At 65.4% G+C, this 21,887-nt stretch carries 13 protein-coding genes and 1 pseudogene; 4 read left to right on the forward strand and 10 right to left on the reverse strand.

The features are described 5' to 3' along the window. The 5 genes and pseudogenes from K9U41_RS13650 to K9U41_RS13670 all read right to left on the reverse strand — a co-directional run. Positions 1–191, reverse strand: a pseudogene (locus K9U41_RS13650) (hypothetical protein); the annotation flags it as partial. Then, positions 181–1,170, reverse strand: a complete 990-nt coding sequence (gene ihpB, locus K9U41_RS13655) for a divalent metal ion exporter adaptor subunit IhpB (protein WP_282641382.1) — start codon at positions 1,168–1,170, stop codon at positions 181–183. The gene ihpB and the pseudogene K9U41_RS13650, both read right to left, overlap by 11 nt. Beyond that, positions 1,167–2,438 carry a TolC family protein gene (locus tag K9U41_RS13660; RefSeq protein WP_282641384.1) on the reverse strand — a complete coding sequence of 424 codons (1,272 nt, stop codon included), beginning with the start codon at positions 2,436–2,438 and terminating at the stop codon, positions 1,167–1,169. The genes ihpB and K9U41_RS13660 overlap by 4 nt, the downstream gene beginning before the upstream one ends. A 67-nt stretch (positions 2,439–2,505) precedes the next feature. Next, entirely contained in the window at positions 2,506–2,901 is a 396-nt protein-coding gene (locus K9U41_RS13665; protein ID WP_282641385.1) for a hypothetical protein, read from the reverse strand. 119 nt (positions 2,902–3,020) lie between these two features. After that, positions 3,021–3,494, reverse strand: coding sequence for a MerR family transcriptional regulator (locus K9U41_RS13670; RefSeq protein ID WP_282641386.1), 474 nt, complete (start codon positions 3,492–3,494; stop codon positions 3,021–3,023). A gap of 67 nt (positions 3,495–3,561) precedes the next feature. Here K9U41_RS13670 and K9U41_RS13675 point away from each other — a divergent pair, with 67 nt between their 5' ends. Both K9U41_RS13675 and K9U41_RS13680 read left to right on the forward strand, forming a co-directional pair. Continuing rightward, a complete protein-coding gene (locus K9U41_RS13675) occupies positions 3,562–5,787 on the forward strand; it encodes a heavy metal translocating P-type ATPase (RefSeq protein WP_282641387.1) in 2,226 nt (741 codons plus the stop codon). A gap of 862 nt (positions 5,788–6,649) precedes the next feature. Further along, positions 6,650–7,351 carry a Crp/Fnr family transcriptional regulator gene (locus K9U41_RS13680; protein ID WP_282641389.1) on the forward strand — a complete coding sequence of 234 codons (702 nt, stop codon included), beginning with the start codon at positions 6,650–6,652 and terminating at the stop codon, positions 7,349–7,351. Between the two features lie 215 nt (positions 7,352–7,566). Here K9U41_RS13680 and K9U41_RS13685 read toward each other — a convergent pair whose 3' ends face one another. After that, a complete protein-coding gene (locus K9U41_RS13685; protein ID WP_282641390.1) occupies positions 7,567–9,660 on the reverse strand; it encodes a glycosyltransferase in 2,094 nt (697 codons plus the stop codon). 80 nt (positions 9,661–9,740) lie between these two features. Here K9U41_RS13685 and K9U41_RS13690 point away from each other — a divergent pair, with 80 nt between their 5' ends. Continuing rightward, the gene (locus K9U41_RS13690) at positions 9,741–10,607 is read left to right on the forward strand and encodes a hypothetical protein (protein ID WP_282641391.1); all 867 of its coding nucleotides are present in this window, start codon (positions 9,741–9,743) and stop codon (positions 10,605–10,607) included. A gap of 103 nt (positions 10,608–10,710) precedes the next feature. On the opposite strand, the gene K9U41_RS13695 is transcribed toward K9U41_RS13690, so the two are convergent. From K9U41_RS13695 to K9U41_RS13710, 4 genes are all read right to left on the reverse strand, one after another. Continuing rightward, a complete protein-coding gene (locus K9U41_RS13695) occupies positions 10,711–12,522 on the reverse strand; it encodes an SEL1-like repeat protein (RefSeq protein ID WP_282641393.1) in 1,812 nt (603 codons plus the stop codon). Positions 12,523–12,534: 12 nt separating this feature from the next. Continuing rightward, entirely contained in the window at positions 12,535–13,932 is a 1,398-nt protein-coding gene (locus K9U41_RS13700) for an HlyD family type I secretion periplasmic adaptor subunit (protein ID WP_282641394.1), read from the reverse strand. After that, entirely contained in the window at positions 13,895–16,441 is a 2,547-nt protein-coding gene (locus K9U41_RS13705; protein WP_282641395.1) for a peptidase domain-containing ABC transporter, read from the reverse strand. The genes K9U41_RS13700 and K9U41_RS13705 overlap by 38 nt, the downstream gene beginning before the upstream one ends. A 3,591-nt stretch (positions 16,442–20,032) precedes the next feature. Next, positions 20,033–21,193, reverse strand: a complete 1,161-nt coding sequence (locus K9U41_RS13710; protein WP_282641396.1) for an SbmA/BacA-like family transporter — start codon at positions 21,191–21,193, stop codon at positions 20,033–20,035. 202 nt (positions 21,194–21,395) lie between these two features. On the opposite strand from K9U41_RS13710, the gene K9U41_RS13715 reads away from it, so the two are divergent. Beyond that, positions 21,396–21,542 carry a hypothetical protein gene (locus K9U41_RS13715; RefSeq protein WP_282641398.1) on the forward strand — a complete coding sequence of 49 codons (147 nt, stop codon included), beginning with the start codon at positions 21,396–21,398 and terminating at the stop codon, positions 21,540–21,542. The last annotated feature ends 345 nt before the right edge of the window (positions 21,543–21,887 follow it).

Below are 21,887 nucleotides of genomic sequence, written 5' to 3' on the forward strand. Positions count from 1 at the left end.
CGCCCGCGCCCCTGCCCCCGCACCTCCGCGAGGGAGAAGCCGGGAAATTCCGGCAGTTCATGGAGCGCCTTGATCACGCGCGCCTCAAGGTGAGGATGGATCAGCGCGGTGACCAGCCTGAGGGCGCCGGCCTGTTCAGTATTGATCTGCGCCGTGCTGGTCCTTTCAGTGCTGGTCTTTTCAGTGTTCATGGCTGGCGCTCCCCTTGGCGAGTTCCGCCTTCACCACGAAGCTGTTCTTGGCGGCGTAGACATCGCCGGGCATCAGGCCGAACAGCACCTCGACCCATTCGCCGTCGCGCTCCCCGATCTCCACGTCGCGGGGGGCGAAGGCGTCGCCGTCGCGCACGAACACCACCGTGCGGTTATCGATGGTCTGGAGCGCACTGGTGCGCACCGCGAGGTCCACCGGCTTCTCCGTCAGCGTGATGGTGCCCACCGCGAACAGGCCGGGCCGCAGCCGCATGCCGTCGTTGGGAATGACCGCCCGTGCCAGCGCGGTCTGGGTATCGGCCGAGCCGATGGGGGAGACATAGGCCACCCGGCCGTCGATCACCGGCCCGCCGTCCTCCGGATCGATGGCGACCGTGTCGCCGGCCCGCACCCGTGGGAAATCGCGGCGATAGACCGAGAGGTCCACCCACAGGGTCGACAGGTCGGCCACCACGAACGCCGGCTTCTGCTCGGAGGCGTATTCGCCGAGGCCCACCTGGCGGTCCACCACGGTGCCGGAGATGGGCGCCTTCATGTCGTAGGTGGTGAGGCTCTGGTTGCTCTCCACCACCGAGAGCACGTCGCCCTTGGCCACGGTGTCGCCGATGCGCTTGCGGATCTCCCGGACGATGCCGGGAAAGCGCGGGGTCACCTGGACCACGTTTTCCTGGTTGGGCTGGACCAGTCCGTTGAGGCGCAGCTTCTGGCGCAGGGTCCCGGGGCCGGCCGTCTCCAGGCCGATGCCGGCGGCGGCGAGCCTGGTGTCGTCCAGTTCCACCCCGCCCTCGGCGTGGCCGCCGCCCTCTTCTCCATGCCCACCCTCCGCGCCATGTCCGCGCTCGGCGGCATGGCTGCCCGAAACGGGGGCGTTGCGGTCCTGGAATGCGTACAGCGCCCCCGCGCCGGCCAGCAGGCCGATGAGGAGCATCGCCACGTCGCGTCGCGCCGTGCGGCTCATTTGGCTTTTCCTTTGGTGAGGGTCACCGGCCGACCCGTCAGCCCTTCGAGGGTGGCGAGGGCGGTGTGGAACGAGACCAGAGCATCCAGCTCGCGCAGGGCGGCGTCGGTGAGGGTGGACTGGGCGTCGAGCAGCTCCAGAAGGGTGTAGCGGCCTTCGGAATAGCCGCTCTCCACCCCCTCGAAGGCGGTGCGCGCGCCGGGAATGGTGCTGGTGCGCAAGAGCGTGATTTCGTCGAAGGCGGCCTTCATCCCGTCATGGGCGCGGCCGAGCTGGGAGATGAGCGCGTTGCGGGCGATGGCCTCTTCCGCCTCGGCCCGCAGCAACTGCTCGTTCGCCTCGCTGATGCCGCCGTCGTTGCGGTCGAACAGCGGGATCGGCATGGACAGGGAGAGGCGCATGCCGCTGTCGGCGGTCTCGTTGTAGTGCCGGTAGCCGACGCCGAGGGTCACGTCCGGCACCGCCTTGGCCTGGGCCGAGCGCAGGTCGGCCTGGCGCTGGGCGCGCAGGGCGGTGAAGCGGGTGAGCTGCGGATTGCCCAGCGCCTGCTTGATGAGGCCCGGCAAAGGCGGCGGCGCGCTCACCTTCAACAGGTTGCCGGTCGCCCGCCCGAACCGCGCTTCCTGGAGACCCATGAGCAGCGCCAGCTCCCGCCTTGCTGTGCCCAGCGCGGCGCGGGCGCGGTCCAGCTCCACCCGGGCGAAATCGGCGGCAACGCGGGCGCGGGAAATCTCGGCCGGAGAGGAGGCGCCGGCCTGGACTCGGTTCTGCAGCAGGGGCGCCAGCCGCTGGATGGCCGTCACCTGGGTCTCGAGGATGTGGGCGCGCTGCTGCGCCCCGAGCACGGCGGCGAAGGCGGAAGCAGTCTCCGCCAGCACCTGCAGGCGGATCGCCTCCCGCTCCCAGCGGGCGACGCCGACCCCGGCGCCGGCGGCCGCCAGCCGTGCCTCGCGCTTGCCGCCCAGCTCCACCAGCTGGCTGATCTGGAGGGTCTGCTCGGCCAGGTCCAGCCCCTGGTAGGAGCCCGAGCCCGCCGCATTGTCCACCTCAAGGGAGAGGTTGGGGTTGGGTAGAGCGCCGGCCTGGGTGTTGCGGCCCGCCGCCATGCCGATGTAGCGCTCCGCCGCCGTGAGGCGCGGATTGGCGGCAAGGGCGCTGGCGAGGGCGCTGGTCAGGGTCAGCGGACGGGCGGTTTCGGCGCGCGTCTGCGACGCGTGAAGCAGCGCGAGCGCTGCCCCAAGCGCAAGCGCGAGGGCACGAGGCGACATGATCTGATCCAAAGTCTGACGGCGGATCGCCGACGCAAGGCGTCAGCGCGCGAGCAGAAGGTTCAGATCAGGCGCGTGGGGGGCGGATGTCGGCGGGAACGGAGCGGCCGGCGCTCAGGCGCACGGGCGCCGCCTGCGGCGTGGACCGCAGGCGCAGGGCCACGCTCCCGGCCGGGGCATGGGGCACCACCATGGAGCAGCCATGGCAGTCATGGTCGGCGGAGGGCTGGGGCTGGGCCGGATCGTGCGCGGCGCCGAACACCTTGGCATCCGCCTCAACCATGGATGCATTCCCATGGGACGCGTCGGCGGTGGGTGCGGCCTCAAGGGAGAGCGCCTTCACGGCGCCGTCCAGATCGTCCACATGATGCGCCGCAAGCGTGCTTGCGAACGGTCCGGCCACAAGGCACGCCGCCACGACGACCGCCACGGCCCGGCGGAACGCCGGACCGGTGATCAACATGAGGGCTTTTGCCAGGACGCGAAGCATGGGCCATGAGAGACCCCAAGAGCCGCGACGTGTCAAGTCTTTCGCAACCGCTGCGTCATCGCGCCTGAAAAGCTTGGGTGAACGCCTCAAATTCAGCTGTTCTCAAGATTTTCACCATGGCCGTTATGAAATTGACATTGTCCATGATCGGAAAGCGTCTCGATCACCCTGCACTGCGCCACATGGCCGTGGGCGCAGCCGTCCACCATGCGCTGAAGTTCTGCTTCCAGCGCCTTGAGCGCGGCGATACGGCTGCGCACCTCGATGAGCCGCGCGCTGGCGATCTCGTCCGCCGCCGCGCACGACTGCTCGGGCCGGTCCTGCAGCGTCAGCAGGGTGCGGATGGCCTCGATGTCGAAGCCCAGCTCGCGCGCATGGCGGATGAAGGCGAGCCGCCGCAGGTGGGTGGTACTGTAGAGACGGCGATTGCCCTCGGTGCGCGGCAGAGCCGGCATCAGGCCGATCTCCTCGTAGAAGCGGATGGTGGGCACCTTCACCCCGCTGGCACGCGCCGCCGCGCCGATGGGCAGCAGGTCGGGAACGATTTCGGAGATGGGGCGAGACATGGGGGCTTGCTCCTCTAGTGACTAGAGCATCTAGGGTCCGCAGCGTGACGCAAAGAAAGGCCGCATCATGACCGCCCCTCTCGTGCAAAGCCGGTTCCGGGTGACCGGGATGGACTGCGCCTCCTGCGCCGCGAAGATCGAGGGCACGACGCTGCGCATCGCCGGCGTGGCGGAAGCGGAGGTCTCGGTAGCGGCCGGCACGCTGGTGATCCGCCACGCCCAGGATGCCGACCTTGCTCCCCTCGCCGGGCGGCTCTCGCCCATGGGCTACGCCCTCGCCCCGCTCGCGTCCGACAGCGGGCAGCGCAAGGCACACGACCATGGAGAGAGCTGCGCGGGACACGATCATGCCGGCCATGACCACGACCACTCGGGGCACGACCACGCCGAAGCCGGCGACCACGACCAGGGTGCGGCCCCCGCCGCCGAAGGCAGCTGGTGGTCCACCGGCAAGGCGCGCCTCACCCTTTTGAGCGGCCTTGCTTTGGTGGCCGCCTTCGGCATCGGCACCTTTGTCCCGGCGGTGCAATCCTGGCTTTATCTTGCCGCCATGCTGGTGGGCCTCGTGCCCATCGCCCGCCGCGCCATCGCGGCGGCGGCCAACGGCATGCCCTTCACCATCGAGATGCTGATGACCATCGCGGCGGCGGGCGCCGTCATCATCGGCGCGGCCGAGGAGGCGGCGGCGGTGGTGTTCCTGTTCCTGGTGGGCGAATTGCTGGAAGGCGTCGCCGCCGGCCGGGCGCGCGCCAGCATTCGCGCGCTCACCGCGCTGGTGCCCAAGACCGCATTGGTGGAGCGTGACGGCGCCACCGTTGAGATTCCCGCCGCGAGCCTCATGGTGGGCGATGTGATCCTGGTGCGGCCCGGCGACCGGATTTCCGCGGACGGCGTCATCGTCGCCGGCGAGAGCGGTATCGACGAGAGCCCGGTGACCGGCGAGAGCGTGCCGGTGCGCAAGGGGCCGCAGGCCACCGTCTTCGCCGGCACGGTGAACGAGGAGGCGGCATTGCGGGTGCGCGTCACCGCCACCGCCGAGGACAACACCATCGCGCGGGTGGTGAAGCTGGTGGAGGAAGCGCAGGAAAAGCGCGCGCCCACCGAGCGGCTCATCGATCGCTTCTCGCGTTACTACACCCCCGGCGTGGTGGTGGTGGCGGCGCTGGTGGCGGTCATCCCGCCGCTGCTGTTCGGCGGGGGGTGGGATGCCTGGATCTACAAGGGCCTTGCCATCCTCCTCATCGGCTGCCCCTGCGCGCTGGTGATCTCGACGCCGGCCGCCATCGCCGCCGGCCTCTCCGCCGGAGCCCGGTGCGGGCTGCTGCTGAAGGGCGGCGCCGTGCTGGAGACGGCGGGCAAGGTCACCACCGTCTGCTTCGACAAGACCGGCACCCTCACGCAGGGCCGCCCGCAGGTGACGGACGTGATCGCGTTCGCCCAGCCGGCAGCCGAGGTGCTGCGTCTCGCGGCGGCGCTGGAGACCGGATCGAGCCACCCCCTCGCCAAGGCCATCCTCGACCGGGCGGCGGCGGACGCCATCGCCATTGCCCCGGCCGAGGCGGCCCAGGCGCTGGGCGGCAAGGGCGTGTCGGCGCAGGTGGAGGGGCGCGAGGTGTTCCTCGGCTCCCCCCAGGCTGCCGCGGCGCGCGCCCCGCTGACCCAGGCGCAGGCCGATCAGATCGCAACGCTGAACGACGCCGGCAAGACCGTGTCCCTGCTGGTGGCCGACGGCGCCATCGCCGGGGCCATCGCCATGCGCGACGAGCCCCGCCCCGATGCCGCCGAGGGCCTCGCCGCGCTGAAGCGGGAGAGCATCCGCACGGTGATGCTGACCGGCGACAACCGCCGCACGGCGGAGGCCATCGGCCGGCAGCTGGGCATCGAGGTGCGCGCCGAGCTGCTGCCGCAGGACAAGCTGCGGATCGTCGGCGAGCTTCAGCGCGAGGGCGCGGTGGTGGCCAAGGTCGGTGACGGCATCAACGACGCCCCGGCGCTGGCCGCCGCCGACATCGGCATCGCCATGGGCGGCGGCACCGACGTGGCGCTGGAGACGGCGGATGCCGCGGCGCTGCATGGCCGCGTGAAGGACATTTCGTCCATGATCGCTTTGTCCCGCCGAACCATGGGCAACATCCACCAGAACATCGCCATATCCCTTGGCCTGAAGGCGGTGTTCCTGGTCACCACCATTGCCGGCATCACCGGCCTGTGGCCCGCGATCCTCGCCGACACCGGCGCCACCGTGCTGGTGACGCTGAACGCGCTGCGACTGCTGTCGTTTCGTCCGCAATGAGATCGCCGGCGCTGCCCATTCGTCGGCCTCACCGAACAGATGGCGAAAGCCGGTCAGATTTTGACGGGCATGGCGGTGACGCCTCGGCCCTGCCGCGCCATAGCCAAGATCAGACTTCCACGATCACTTGCAGGATAGCGCCGAGCACGATAGCGGCGACGGAGGAAAGCGGCACGGTGGCTGCAGAACGACCCCACGAAGGAAAAATACAAGTCCGACCTGAAGCGGCAGGAGGAAGACGCGGGCGTGAACCCCGATGCCTTCGGGAAGTTCAATGCGGGCCAGGGCAAGGCCGCCGCTTTTTGATCACATGGCGGAGGCTGAAGCGGAACCAGAAGCTCCAGGCCGCCGTTATGTCATCCGTCGACCGCCGTTCGCAGACATCGGTCGGCTTGCTTCCATTCGGCCACATCGCATGTGTCGCCGAAGAGACCACTGCACGCTTCAGGAACAAACTTTTCTCATGTGCAGCAGCCTCTGGACCATCACCGCCCATTCTGCTGCGCGCGTCACGATAACGACTTTCGGGCCTGATCACAGCTTGGTTCTCGACATCGACCGCCGGGGCGACAACGAGCTCGGCTTCGAGGCGCTGCCCAAGCCAGGGGTCCTCGGGCAGCCGCTCCGGAGGGTCCGGCAGAAGCGCCTGATCAACTATTGCGCGCGGCCGGTCGACGCCTCACGCAGGATGATACATACTACACTCAGATGCCTTCATGCTTCGCCCGGGCACCATCTCCTGCGAACGCTCAAACAGCCGTCGAGGGGGCGCCAAACTCAGCTTCAAGGCCGACCAAAAATATCTGCCCCTTAAGTATCAAACCAAAATACACAAATAACTTAATGCGACAAGAGGCATTCTATGGAAAACGAAAAAAACACTGTATTCAATGTGGATGAGTTCCTGTCCAAGGTCGGGGATGGCCGTACAATAAACTTATATAAAAAATCAACCGTTGTATTTTTACAAGGATCTCCGGCGGACGCTGTCTTCTACATTCAAAGCGGGAAGGTAAAGATTGCCGTCGTGTCGGAGCAGGGCCGGGAAGCCGTTGTAGCCATTCTCGGAGCGGGGGATTTTTTCGGCGAAGGATGCCTTGCGGGGCAACTACTACGCATGGCGACTGTCACAGCGATGGCCGAATCGGTCATATTGCGCCTGGAAAAATCATCAGTTATCCGCACTCTGAAAGATGAGTCTACTTTTTCAGGTATATTCATAGCACATCTTTTGTCCAGAAACATTCGGGCCGAGGAAAATCTTATTGATCAACTATTTAATTCAAGCGAGAAGCGCCTTGCACGGGCCCTTCTGCTTTTGGCAAAATTTGGAAAAGATGAAAAACCTGAGCCAATATTTGCTAAAATTAGCCATGAAACTCTAACAGAAATGATTGGAACGACGCGTTCTCGCGTAAGTTTTTTTATGAACAAATTTCGTAAACTTGGATTCATCGACTATAATGGGACCATAGAGGTCCACAGCTCTCTGCTCAACGTGGTGTTGCTCGACAATCCGCACATAAGGGACTACCCCCACAAGGGCGATGACACAGAAGAATAATATCCGGCGCGATATATGGATGCACAGCACGAAACTCCTTTTTCCCGCCTGCCCGGTGCGCGTTACGCTGTTTTAGATGAGAAAATATTGTATACAAATATGTTATGGACACGAGTAATACTGCAATATCATGTATATATCGACTTTATAACCGTTGACATGCGCACGGCGTCTGATCACGATCCGAAAATCGTCTCTTGATATAGATTCATTGCTTAAATTAAATCAACCTGAGCGGACAGGGCGTTATCGAGCGCCCGTTGCGGCAAAATCTTCAACTGCTGATTCCAATCCCGGGCTCCCCGAGCCAGAGGTTCGAAAGTACCTACAACAGAGGAATCCCCGCTCCGCAACAGATTTCTCGCACGCTCAATTTCACCAGCGATATAAGGATCACCAGCCTCGCGAAGCACGATATAGCCGTATATCTGTCTATTATCCAGGTACTGTGGGACGCCAAGCCTGCGAGCGCTTTCCGAGAAGACTACGTATTGATGGCGCGCGGTTCCGTCCTCGCAGGAGAGGCCCTCCAGCACATCCGTGCGGACAAGATAGCAGCCGTTGACAACCGGCTGCTCCAGAATGCCACGCACCTGACGACCGATGACCAAGGAATATAGGTCACATTCCTTGTAGTATCCGTTCGCATCAATCTCTGAATGATAGTTTGAATAGGGATTGCCCGGCTCCACCGAGCGCAGGAAGGGCGCGACTATCGGCAGATTGAGCGCCACCAATTCCCGCAGAGTACAGGGCCGGACAAAGTGGCTTATATCCGCTACGAAGCAGAAATCGCACGCATTTTCCATGGCACGGGTTAAGCTGGTGTTGCGGATATGCCCGAGAAGGCGGGTCCGTTCCGTGTCCCGCTCATGGCCCCCGAACGGTCTGAGGCGACCTTCCACATCATCGGATGCAAATTCCACCCCGGCGTAGAGGTCACGCTTCAGTTCAACCCATTCGCGCAGGAGACGCTCGGTGCCGTCCGTGCCGTCGCAGGTATGGATGTGGAGGACGATCGCCGATTTCGGATAGTCCAGCGCTTCGATGCACTCCAGATACAGCGGTAGAAACGCCTCCTTCTGGTTCGCGAGGATGGCGACGAGTACGCGCGGCACCCCCTTCAGTCGGGACCGGAGCGGCCGCGGCGGCTGCAGCGCGTGCTGCTCGGCCAAGTCCTTGGTGCCCAGCGCTCCCGGATTTGGGTTCCGGGGCAATCCCTCGCTTGCGAGCCGTGCGTTTTCCACCACGCGCGCCATATCCGCCGCCGAGAGCTTCGCGCTAGCGAGAATCTTCAGGCTGGCATCGAGGCTGTCCCGCTTGCGCCCGGAATGATACGCATTGACCGAAAACTCGTCCAACAGGCCGTTCTCATAGATCCACGCTTCAACGAATAACGCATCTGCCGGCAATGGGATTGTCAATCCGCGCCTGGCAATTTCATATCCCTCCTCATAGCGCCCCTTCCGGCGGCAGAACCGGCTTGCATTGTGCAGGGCTTCGACGCGCGTCGGCAGCGCATCGCTGGCACGAAGGTAAGCGTCGATGACCTCCCGCTCCGGGCGTCCAAGCTGTTCCTTCAACTGCGCGGCCGAATAAAGGCTCATAAAGACCTCTTCCTGCCAAAAGCCAAGCTCGGCGCGTAACAAGTAATTCTCCAATGCCTTTTCGCGGTCCCCGCAGTCGCGATAGCTCTGCGCCAGATAAAATCGGTAGCGCGAGAGCAAGAATGGATTTCTTTCGGTCTGCAATGCGGCCTCCAGCACAGCTACATCGCGCCGGTAGGTTTGGGGATCCTTGCGGCGCGCGCCGTCATTGTTGCGCCGCATCGTGAGTCCGGACATCCGCCCGTGCGGGGCGGCCCCTTCGCAGGTGAGATATTCGTGCAGCACCCCCTCGTAGCGCCATGGCAGTGCGCTGCGCACCAATTGCGGTCGCTGGTAGACGATGGTGGCATCGTTGATCGTCACCATGTAGGAGTCGCCGGTCAGTGCGGGCGGGACGCCATCGGCGTCAATCTCCAGCGTGTCGTCGGCATCGATGATGAACGTGTAGTCGCCTTTCCCGCGCGCCAGTTCCAGAGCTTCGGAGCGGTTGTGCGCGAAATCCCGCCAGGGCCGCTCGTGCAGTTCGCCGGGCAGGTCGCTCAGATGCGCGCGGATGATGTCCTGCGTGCCGTCGGTCGATCCCGTATCCACGATCACCCAGCGATCGATGATCGGGCGCACGCTGTCCAGACACCGGCGAATCACTTCGGCCTCGTTCTTGACGATCATGTTCAGACAGACCATCTGACCTGAAGCGTTCATCGAAGGTCCTCCGTGCACAGGACCGGCAGCGCGCCTGATCCCGATGAAAGGGATTTTCCCATGGCAGTCGCAGGCCGATCATGAAACGACGCTGCTTTCTGTCCCTGCTGGGGGCAGGCCTCCTTCTGCCCATCCGGCGCGCGCTGGCGCGGGCTGGACCCGGCGAGGTTGACCTGCTCAGTGCCCAGCTTCAGCTTGGGGGCGACTGGGGCGGGTCGACGACGGCGGACGCCGCTGCCGTGATCGAGAGCATGCGGGTCGGCTGCCTGGGGGGCGTGGCGCTCGTCTCCGACGGGCAGCCCAAGCGGCTCCGGATCGACGACAAGACGGGTAGAAACCCGTCGGTTTGGCTGCATTCCGGGAATTCGACCACCGCCTGGGTCACCGTCATCGTCGGCACTCGCGACTGGTGTAATCTTGCCTATCAGTTCGGGCATGAACTCGGGCATGTGCTCTGCAACAGCTGGGAGCAAAACGCCAAGCCGCGCAATCCCTGCCAGTGGCTCGAGGAAGCGCTGGCCGAGGCGTTCTCCCTGCGGGGCCTGGGGCGCATGGCGGACAATTGGGCGCGCACGCCCCCCTTCCCGAACGATGCCGCTTATGCCGGTTCCATCCGAAGCTACCGGGAAACCCTCCTCGCCGGCTATCGCGCCACCGCGCAGGCGCAGGGCATGGCGGCCGGCTTCGGGTCCTGGTTCGCGGACCATAAGGTGTTCTTCGACGAGCATGGGGGCCTCGACGACGCCAAGGGAGCGGTGTCGACCATGCTCGACCTGCTGGAGGACGATGCCGAAGCGGTCGCCGACCTGGGAGCGCTGAACCGCTGGCCCGGACGCAGTGGGATTCCCCTGCCGGATTATCTCGACCGGTGGGAGGAGAGTTGCGCGCAGTTGGGCGCGCCCAACCGATTGCCGGGGCGAATACAGGATCTCCTCGCCAGCCGGTAAACGGTCGAACTGCGGATCGGACGCGGTACGCATGCCTATCTCCTCGCCAAAGTCCCGGTGCGCTCGAGATCGTGCTCCGGGCGGTCAGGCTGCGATGCTTCCATCACGCGGCTTCGGGCGCACCGGCGTCGCCCGACTCCGTCTCCGCTGCCATCCCGATGTCCGCGGCCAGTGACCGCTCCCATGCGGCGCTTTCTTCGGCCGCCTCGGGCAGTCCAAGCGCCTGCGCGTACCAGCGTCGACCGCCCTCGATATCCTGCGGGCCGCCGAGGCCGCGCGATGTGTAGCGTGCAAGCATGAGGGCGGCGCGTTGGTGGCCACTCTCGGCAGCCTGGGCGAACCAGCGGCGGGCCGCCGAGAGGTCCGGCTCGATATCGTGCCCGCCGGCATAGAGCGCGCCGAGGGCGAACATCGCGGGCCCGTGCCCCGCGGACGCCGCGCGCAGGAACCAGGATTTGGCACGCTGCGGGTCACGCGGAACGCCGCGGCCATCCATAAGGATCTCGGCCAGTGCCGCCTGCGCTTCCGCCAGTCCTGCATCGGCGGCGCGGGCGAACCAGATGGCGGCCTGGACCTCGTCCTTCACCACGCCACGGCCGTCCGCGAGCATGCGGCCATACCAATACTGCGCCTCCACCACGCCCTCGGCCGCCCGCTTGAGCCAGAAGGCGGCGCGCTCGTCGTTGCGCGGCAGGCCGAAGCCTTCGGCAAGGCAGACAGCGTAGTTGAAGGCCCCCAGCAGGTCGCCCTGCTCTGCCGCGCGCTCGAACCATTCGTGCACCACCGGCGGATCGTCGGCGAGGTTCAAGGCCGTCCCGGTCTGCAGCAGAGCGGCCAGGCTCGCCTGGGCGGGCGGGTCTCCCGCCTCGGCCGCCTGCTTGAACCAGATGGCCGCTTCATCCGGATCGCGGACCACGCCGGCGCCGGTGAGGTAGAGCATCCCGAGGGCTCGGGCCGCGGCGCTGTGCCCGCGGTCCGCCGCGGTGCGGAACCAGTATGCCGCTTCCGCATAGTTCGGCGGCAAGGCGCCGCCCTGGGCATAAATGCCGCCGAGCATCGCCGCCGCCTCGGCATCACCGCCGAGGGCCGCGCGGCGGAGCCAGGTTTCACCATTCAGCGCGTCAACCGCTCCGCCCCTGCCTTCGAGCAGCAGCAGGCCCAGTCGCGCCTGGGCCTTGCCCAGCCCGGCCTTCGCCGCGATCAAATAGTGATGGCGCGCGGCCACTTCGTCCACCGGCGTGCCGACCGCGCGCTCGGCGCTGACGCCGAGCAGATAGTGAGCCGTGGGCAGGCCCGCCTCCGCCGCGCGGATCATGTGCCGGCGCGCGACCGCGAGGGTATCCGCGGTGGCCTCGCCCAGCATCAGGGCGATGGCGTAGCCGAGCCGGCCCTGCGGGCAGTCCTGCTCGGCGGATCTGCGGTACCAGTCGAACGCCGCCTCGGGATGGCGCAGGTCCTGCGGTCCGGCGGAGAGGATGTAGGCCAGCATGGCCTGGGCGTCCGCCGCGCCCGCTTCGGCGGCGCGCCGCGCCCAGATCGCCGCCGCGTGAAAGTCGGCCGTCTCGCCTGCAACCGGCTCGAACAGCCCGGCGTCTCGTTCGACCACAGCCTGCGACAGCCCGAACAGATGCAGCTGGGCCAGGCGGCACTGTGCGCGCACATGTCCGGCCGAGGCGGCGCGATGGTACCAGCGCGCCGCCTCGGCCGGGTCGCCGGGCGCGCCCTTTCCGTCAACGAGGCATTCGCCGACCCTGAAGCACGCCTCGGTGTCGCCCGCCTCCGCCGCCGCGACGAACAAGGCGAACGAGCGTCCGGGCGCGGCATCGCCGAGGCGTTCCGCACGCTGGCGGGTCCGCTCCGGCGAGCCAAATGCGAAGCGATCGAGCCGTCCGGCGAAGAAGTGCGATAGGGTCATGCGAGTCACGGCTCAAGGTTCGCGCATGCTGTCATAGGCGACAGGCAGGATCTTCGTGACGAAGTAGGACAGCACCGAGCGCGTCCCGACCTTGATGTCGGCCGTGACCGGCATACCGGGCATCAGCCGGAAGCCGGGCGGGGTGTCGTGCATCGACAGCTCGTCGATCACGATATCACCCTTGTAGTAGAGCGAGCGTGGCCGATTGGGCAGCGCCGAGCCGCCTTCCTGAACGGTGGTCTCCGGGCTGAAACTGTCGGCGCTGATCGCGCTGACCGATCCGCGGGCGCTACCATATTGCAGGTAGGGCAGCGTATCGAACTTGATCGTGACCTGGTCGCCGGGACGGACATAGCCGCTGTCGATGCCGGAAATATCCGCCTCAACCGATAGCCGCGCGTCGAGCGGCACAAGGTAGATCAGCGGCTCGGCGCTGGTGACGACCGAGCCTACCGAGATCTTGGCCACCGACAATACGATCGCGTCGCGCGGCGCAATCAGCGCCACGAGCTCATGGTGCAGGTCGGCCTTGGCGAAGTCCTGCTGGGCCTGCACCAAGCGGCGGCGCGTATCCGCCAGTTCCTGCGAGGTCTCGCTGTTCCAGTGCTGGACGAAGGCCTCGCGCTCGGCCTGCTGGGCGGCGAGCTTGCGGCCCGCCTGGGCGGCATCTGATTTCGCCTGGGAGAGCGACGCCGCCATGGTCAGCCGGGTATCCTGGGCGAGCAGCGTGTTGAGGAGACTGCCGACCTTGAGATCCTCGAGCTTCTGGCGCATGCCCTCCACCTTCACGGCCAGGTCGAGGCGCTCGACGAAGTAAGCCGCCTGCGAATTGTTGCCGGCAATCTGGGTCGTCAGTTCGTTGATCTTCTGGTCGAAGTTCTGCAGGGAAAAACTGTTCCCGCTTTGTCGCTGACGGAAGATCGAGGCCTGCAGTTCCGCGTGCGGATTGGTCATGTCGGGCAGATAGATCGTGCCGGCGGCCTCCGCTTTCAGCCGCGCGGCCTTGGCGGTGAGCAGATCGACCTGATCCTTGATGGCCACGGCGTCGGCGGAACTGAAGGTCGGGTTGAGGCGGGCCAGCACCTGGCCTTTGCGGACGATGTCACCCTTTCTCGCATTGATGCTCTCGACGATGGTCTGATCGAAGGGCTGCAGGAGGATATTGGGCGCATCGGCCACCAGTTTGCCGCTGGCGGAGACCACCTTGTCGATCCGGACCAGCCCGCTGGCCACAAGCAGCGAGACGACGAGCAGGAAGACGAAGAGATTGATCGCGCGCGACAGCGTCGGCACCCGGGTGGCGATGATCGTGGCCGACGGGCTCTCGAATTCGAGCACGGCCAGCGGGAGGGTGTTGCCGCCCGCTGCGTCGTCAGCCTCTCTGGGAGAATTTCGGAGCAGGCGCAACATGGGCTTTTCCTTGCGGGTCCGTATGACGGGTCTGCTGCAGCCAGAGATGGCGATAGACGGCGCAGCGCTCGACCAGTTCGTGATGCGGGGCGAGATCGACAACCTTGCCGCGATCGAGCACGAGGGTCTGGTCGCAATCGACCAGCGAGGAGAGGCGGTGGGAAACGATCACCATGGTGCGGCCGGCCGCAATCCGCTGGAGATTGGCGTTGATCAGCGCCTCGCTCTCGGGATCGAGCGACGACGTCGCCTCGTCGAGGATCAGCAGCCGAGGATCGACGATCAGCGCGCGCGCGATGGCAAGCCGCTGGCGCTGGCCGCCGGACAGGTTGGGTGAGCCCTCCTGGATCCAGGTCTCGTAGCCCTGGGGCAGGCGCTCGATGAATTCCTCGGCGCCGGCGAGCCGCGCCGCACGCACCGCGTCCTCGAAGGTGAGGCCGGGGCGGCCGGCGAGAATGTTGTCCTTCACCGTGCCGCGGAACAGGAAATTGTCCTGCAGCACGACGCCGAAGCTCTGGCGCAGATGGCGCAGGTTGATTTCGCGCAGATCCGTCCCGTCGATCTTCACCGCGCCCGAATAGTCGCGATTGATGCCCATCAGCAGCCGCGTGATCGTCGACTTGCCGGAACCCGAGCGGCCCACCAGCCCGAGCATCGTGCCAGGCTCGATGGCGAAGCTGATCTTGTCGAGCGCCGGGGTCTTGGTGCCTTCGTACTTGAAGGTTACCTCCTCGAAGCTGATGGCGCCCTGAAATCTCGGCCTCAGGCCCTGGGTCAGCGCCCGCCTTTCGGTCGGCCGATTGAGCACCCAGCCGACCTGCGAGAGCGCCTGGCGCGCTTCCTGGACGTCCTGCAGCAGACGGGCAAGATTGACCAGCGGACCGGCCACCCGACCGCCAAGCATCATGAAGCCGATGAGGCCTCCGAGCGACAGCGGGTTCTCCGAATTCAGCGCGATGAAGGCCCCGAGCGCCAGCACGCCGGCCACAGTGTATTTCTCGAACGGCATCACCAGCACCATCGGCCAGTTGCTCAGCTTGCCCATCTGAAGGTTGAGCTCGCCGAGCTCGGCGACGCGCCGGTCCCATTCCGCGGCGCGGGTGGATTCCAGGCAGAGCGACTTGATGGTGCGGATGCCATAGATGCTTTCGACCAACGTCGAGCCCTTGTTGGATTCCGCCTGAACCAGCTTGGCCGTCATGCGCGCGAGCGGCCCGAGGAACGCCGCGATGACCGCGGTGATGCAGCCGGCGGCGATCAGCACGGTCCAGGCGAGCGTCGCCTCCATGTAGAACAGGACAGGCAGCAGCAGCGCGACCATTGCGACGTCGATGAACGTCGTCATCATCCGGCCGGTGAGAAAATCGCGGACACGATAGAACTGGGCGATCTTGTAGGAGAGTTCGCCGGCCTGGTTGCGCTCGAAGAAATCGATGGGCAGCGTCATCAGGCGGTCGAAGATCGCAAGATTCAGCCGCGTGTCCAGCCGGCACGCGAGGATGACGAGCAGCATCCGCCGCGACCAGGTTATCAGCATCTCGAAGACGAGCGCGATGACCAGGACGATGATGATAAGCGTGAGCGTGTTGAAGCTCCGATAGGTAATGACGGTATTAAGCGTCGTCATGATCATCAAAACGGGCAAAATACTGAGTATCGTTATCGTGACTGAGCCGATCATGACATCACGCAGAATCGACTTCTCCCCCCAGACCAAGCGCGTGAGCAGGCCGAGATCGAACGGCTCCTCATCGGCGCTGCCTGCGCGCGAGGCCCGCACAAGAAGGGCCGCACCATCCCACACCTGCTTGAGGCGCAATTCCGCCACAGCCACCGGCGGCTCGAATTCCGGCGCAAGCGGGTCGCGCAACAACAGCACGCCACGCTCGCGATCGCGGCCAACCACCAGGGCGGCATCGCCGCCGGACAGCAGCAGCAGAACGGGCGCCGCGCTGTCGATCTTCATCAACTGACGGTAAGTGAGACGGATGCTGTGCGCCCACAGGCCGGACCGCCGGAACCAATCCACCAGCACCGCCGGAGAAGGGCTCGCCTCGGCGGCGACGGATTTTGCTTCGCGCGGATCGGGGTCGATGCCGTGATACCGGGCAATGGTCATCGCCGCAGCCAACCGCGCCGACGCCTGGCCACCGCCCTGCGCGTTGTTGAGGGGCTTCATCGCCTCATCGGGCTCGACCGGCGCGTCGTCGAGGCCAGTCGTGCGGGCAGCCGGCGCCGACGGGCGGAGCGGCAATGGGGGATCATGGCGGAGCCGGGCGACATTGCGGGAGCGCCAACCCTTGGCGAAGACCCCGTCTCCCGCGTCCAGAAGCCCTTGCACACCGATCGCACCGATGAAGATGTAGCCCAGCGCGAGCAGTGGTTCGGTGACCCCGCTTGCGATCCCGAGGCCGAACGTCGGGATGAAGACGACCATCAGGGTCAGGAGGAAGATATTGAGGGCAGACGAGAAGAAGCCCGCAGTCACGATACCCCAGCGATGTTTCATCTGTCGGATCCTCGACGTGCGTGAAAGTACTCGGAGACAACTGGCTCGGATTTTGAGATGTAAATCAGAGAAGATCGGCCTTTCGGCCGGTCTTCTCCGCTCGTTCGCAGGTCAGTGCTTGGGAAGCGTCATGACGGGCGTGTGGTTGTCGAAGCTCGGCGCGACGGAGCCCGATGTATTTCCCGTGTTCGGCGGCGCTCCCGATGCCAGGGATCGAAGATTACCGTTAGCAGCAGTCCACGAGGCGATCTTGGGCGATGCGATGTCCTGAGAAGTCAGGCTCGCACCCGACGTATTCACTATGCTCCGGAGTGAGCCCTCGAAGCCGGCACTGGCGCTGTCAAACTTCGCTCCAGCTTGCCCGTCCTGGCCCTTGCAATACCCTGACGCAAAGTTCATCCGGGTATGGTGGCCGCCTTGTCCGATCGGGCAGGTGTGTCCGGTCGGTCCGGTTGGGCCGGGGTGTCCGTGGTGTCCGGGTGGGCACGAATGTCCAGTCGGCCCGGAGTGTCCGGTCTGACCCGTCGCACCAGTCGGTCCGGTCGCACCGGTGGCCCCTGTGCTCCCCGTCGCGCCGGTTGCTCCCGTCGAGCCGGTCGCCCCGGTGGCGCCAGTTGCGCCTGTCGCGCCGGTGGCTCCTGTACTCCCCGTCGCACCTGTACTCCCGGTCGCACCGGTTGCTCCCGTTGCTCCCGTGGAGCCGGTCGCCCCGGTGGCGCCAGTTGCGCCTGTCGCGCCGGTGGCCCCTGTACTCCCCGTCGCGCCTGTACTCCCCGTCGCACCGGTTGCTCCCGTTGCTCCCGTGGAGCCGGTCGCCCCGGTGGCGCCAGTTGCACCGGTGGCACCTGTACTCCCCGTCGCGCCGGTTGCTCCTGTCGCTCCCGTAGAACCGGTCGCCCCGGTGGCGCCTGTCGCGCCGGTGGCCCCTGTACTCCCCGTCGCGCCGGTTGCTCCTGTCGCTCCTGTGGAGCCGGTCGCCCCAGTGGCGCCTGTCGCACCGGTGGCTCCTGTACTCCCCGTCGCGCCCGTTTCGCCGATACCAGTCGCACCCGTTGCTCCCGTCGCGCCGGTTGCTCCCGTGGCGCCGGTTGCTCCTGTCGCCCCGGTCGCACCAGTGGCGCCCGTTTCACCAACACCGGTCGCGCCGGTTGCTCCTGTCGCTCCCGTAGAACCGGTCGCCCCGGTGGCGCCTGTGGCCCCTGTACTCCCCGTCGAGCCCGTTGCTCCTGTGGAGCCGGTCGCCCCAGTGGCGCCTGTGGCGCCTGTCGCACCGGTGGCTCCTGTACTCCCCGTCGCGCCCGTTTCGCCGATACCAGTCGCACCCGTTGCTCCCGTGGCGCCGGTTGCTCCTGTCGCCCCGGTCGCACCAGTGGCGCCCGTTTCACCAACACCGGTCGCGCCGGTTGCTCCCGTGGCACCGGTCGCACCCGTTTCACCGACACCGGTCGCACCCGTTGCTCCCGTGGCGCCGATTGCTCCGGTCGCGCCGGTCGCACCAGTGGCGCCCGTTTCACCAACACCGGTCGCGCCGGTTGCTCCTGTCGCTCCTGTGGAGCCGGTCGCCCCAGTGGCGCCTGTGGCGCCTGTCGCACCGGTGGCTCCTGTACTCCCCGTCGCGCCAGTTTCGCCGATACCAGTCGCACCCGTTGCTCCCGTGGCGCCGGTTGCTCCGGTCGCCCCGGTTGCGCCAGTGGCGCCCGTTTCGCCGATACCAGTCGCACCCGTTGCTCCCGTGGCGCCGGTTGCTCCGGTCGCGCCGGTCGCACCAGTGGCGCCCGTTTCACCAACACCGGTCGCGCCGGTTGCTCCCGTGGCACCGGTCGCACCCGTTTCACCGACACCGGTCGCACCCGTTGCTCCCGTGGCGCCGATTGCTCCGGTCGCGCCGGTCGCACCAGTGGCGCCCGTTTCACCAACACCGGTCGCGCCGGTTGCTCCTGTCGCTCCTGTGGAGCCGGTCGCCCCAGTGGCGCCTGTGGCGCCTGTCGCACCGGTGGCTCCTGTACTCCCCGTCGCGCCAGTTTCGCCGATACCAGTCGCACCCGTTGCTCCCGTGGCGCCGGTTGCTCCTGTCGCCCCGGTTGCGCCAGTGGCGCCCGTTTCGCCGATACCAGTCGCACCCGTTGCTCCCGTGGCGCCGGTTGCTCCGGTCGCGCCGGTCGCACCAGTGGCGCCCGTTTCACCAACACCGGTCGCACCGGTTGCTCCCGTGGCACCGGTTGCACCCGTTTCGCCTACACCGGTCGCACCCGTTGCTCCCGTGGCGCCGGTTGCTCCTGTCGCGCCGGTCGCACCAGTGGCGCCCGTTTCACCAACACCGGTCGCACCGGTTGCTCCCGTGGCACCGGTTGCACCCGTTTCGCCTACACCGGTCGCACCCGTTGCTCCCGTGGCGCCGGTTGCTCCTGTCGCACCGGTGGCGCCCGTTTCACCGACGCCCGTAGCACCGGTCGCTCCCGTGGCACCGGTGGCTCCTGTCGCGCCAGTCGCACCAGTGGCACCCGTTTCACCGACGCCCGTGGCACCGGTTGCTCCCGTGGCGCCCGTGGCGCCCGTGGCACCGGTCGCACCGACTGGCGCCACTTCAGTGACAGTATAGACGCCGTTGAGGGAGGGGTCCGCGCCTAGCGTCTGGACCGTTCCGGCCTGATTGTATACGACGACATTTGCCGGATCAAAGCCATCCGGCAGATAGATGAGTGCTGCGTAGGAGGCCAGGCCAACACTGCTCCCATCCTGAGCATCGTTCGCAGCAGTGGTGTTTGACGCACTGCCCAAGAGCGTAAACGTTCCGGCATTATTATAGTATATGAACATGGTCGTTCCGGAAATATCACGACCTTGAACTTGAACTAGCTCGCTCATGACGTTTTACTCCTTTTGCGTGCCATCATTATTCGCAAAACGTCTCAAGATAACATTGAGCTAGCGCTGATGGTATCCGCTGATACTGAAAGCTCACGCCGCGGGGGCGGCGGAAGCAGAGATCGCTGCGGGCCGATATCCCACCCCCGGCATACATTGTATTACACTGATATCAGGCAGAATGACTTTGCCGTCCTTATCGTCTGTAACAACGATACTGTCCGCGGAGCAGTCAGGCGGCAGCCGAAAAACAACGCAAAACTGTCCTGGCCGGATACCAGGTGGGACACCACTGCCAGCAGTGACCACATGTCCGGACCCCACGAGAATGCGGTTGTCCTGACCACGAACACGACACCAGACAAATACGATATTTGCGCTGTCGTGGGGATCGAGGCCCGATACTCTGAAAAATGCGCTGTCCATGTTGGGGTACCTCCATGATCTGCTCGCGAATGATCTTCGACGCAAGTCGTTTGGTCGCATTCGGAATGCACGTCGGACTGAGGAATCCAACACACGAAAGTATCAGACAAGAAAAAATCTTGCGCTGTTGGAAACACCCTATTTGGACAACGGTAGGCCGTTTCCTTACGACTTCTGTGCAGAAGTGCTCACTGGGAGAGAAAATGGATAAATAAACGCACGGTAGCCGTGCGGCGGTAGCATTGACCCGCACTTGATCCATACTGCAGGCTTCGGGACCAGAATGAAGGACAATCGAGTTCAATCCGGCGCTACGCGGCCGGCCTGGGCCTTAAGCTCGTTGCTCCCGCTTCCAGCGGTCATGTCAAGGTTCGCGGGGCGTTCGGATTGGTCGACCTGATCCAGCGCGAGCAGGAGGGACGCGACCCGGTTCGCAGAAGACCGCCACTCCGCGAGGCGGGCATAGCTGTCCGTGATCCAGTTGAATGCCGCCTGCACGATGGTGAACGCCGCAGCAGCCTGGACGACCTCGCCCAGGCTCATGAGCCCGACGAGATACTTCGGCATGCAGAGCAGCAAGCCGATCACCGGAGTCAACAGCAGATTGGTCTGCGATACCAGCGTCATCCGCATGAGCTGCCAGCACAGGGCGCGCCATTGAGCAATCACCTTCGCCAGGGCCTCGCCGATGATCTGTCGTCCGTCCCGCCGCGCATCTGGAAGCGCAGATCCTTCGCCGCTCTCGCGCAGATGCGATCCGATCGCTCGCAAATCGGCTTCTGCGCGTTTGCTTTCTCCCAACACGCGCATCAGGTGGCGGCCGATGAACATCATCGCGGCCGTGACCAGCACGGAATAGGCGACGACCGCGAGCACAAGATATCCCGGAATGGAGACGTGCCGCCCGAAGGCCGGGATGAGGAGAGAACCCCCGACGCTCCAGAGAACGCCGATGAAGGTGATCGCGTTGAGCACCGACGACAGCAGGCCGACCACCAGATCCACGGGCACATCGGTTGCAACCTTCGCGTCCTCGGCGATGCGATACTCGGGGGTTTGATGCTCCCCCAGCATGAACCTCAGCCGGCGGTAGCGACCGCCTCCCAGCCAAAAATCATAAAGGTGGCTGCTGAGCCATTTGCGCCATTCGCGCTGCGTCGTCATGCGCACCCAGACCGAGACGATGACGAGCGAGATGCTGGCGGCGGCAAGCGGCACGAAAAACCACGCCTGCCTCCAGAGCTCCGTCCCATCCTTTCGCCCGATCGCATTGAAGAAATCGCGGTTCCAGAAATTCAGCCGATACTGAACCCACAACTGCAGCAACACCGTGGCCACCATCACCGCCACCAGGACCCAGGCGCGCCAGGCCGAGCGGCCGCGCCAGAATCCCGATGCGCTTTCCCAGAAGCGAGAGACAAGGCGCCTTTGATCTGGAGGAAGGTACGGATCGAGAGACATCAGAACCATCCAGGAGGCGCGAGATCGACTCCGCGGCACGCCGAGCTGGACATTGCGCCTGCGGCAGCGTCACCCACGCGCGCGTCACGGGTCAAGAGGGTCCTCGCCGGGCGGAAAACCGCGGCCTCGCATGTGAAATCGAAAGGAATTTCGTATTGTACTGGAGCATCTGCTCCCGGGCACTGCACGAAGGTCGAATGCGATGAACCGGAATATTCTTTACCTCGCCATCGGCGCACTCATGGTCGTTGTCGCTGTTGTCGGCTACCAGCTTTATAAAGAACGGCAAAAGCCGTCCGGCATCGAGATCAATATCGGAAAAAGCGGCATCTCCATCGAGGAAAAATAGTGCGCCTGCGTTCAGGCGACGCAAAGGAAATGCCGCTATGGCCACGCGAACATCCCTGCAATCCCGAAAAGCCCGTGCGTTTTTAGCCGAGTTCCTGACCTGATGCGGGTGGCCATGCGCCAGCGGAGTATTTTCCGACCTTGCTCTTGCGTCTTTCCGGTGCGCTAGCGTGCAGATGGTGCGGTCCCCCCCCCCGCCGCCGGTAGCCTTTTCGGCTGCACCAAGCTGGAGATCCAAGATGGTGTTCACGCACAACACGCTGTCGGAGAACATCCGCATCCAGTCGGTCGAGCTGCTGAAGAAGCATCTCGCCGCGGCCATCGACCTCCACGCCCGGGTCAAGCC

The sequence above is a fragment of the Xanthobacter autotrophicus genome (assembly GCF_029991245.1).
In the GTDB taxonomy this organism is placed as follows: Bacteria; Pseudomonadota; Alphaproteobacteria; order Rhizobiales; family Xanthobacteraceae; genus Xanthobacter; species Xanthobacter autotrophicus_C.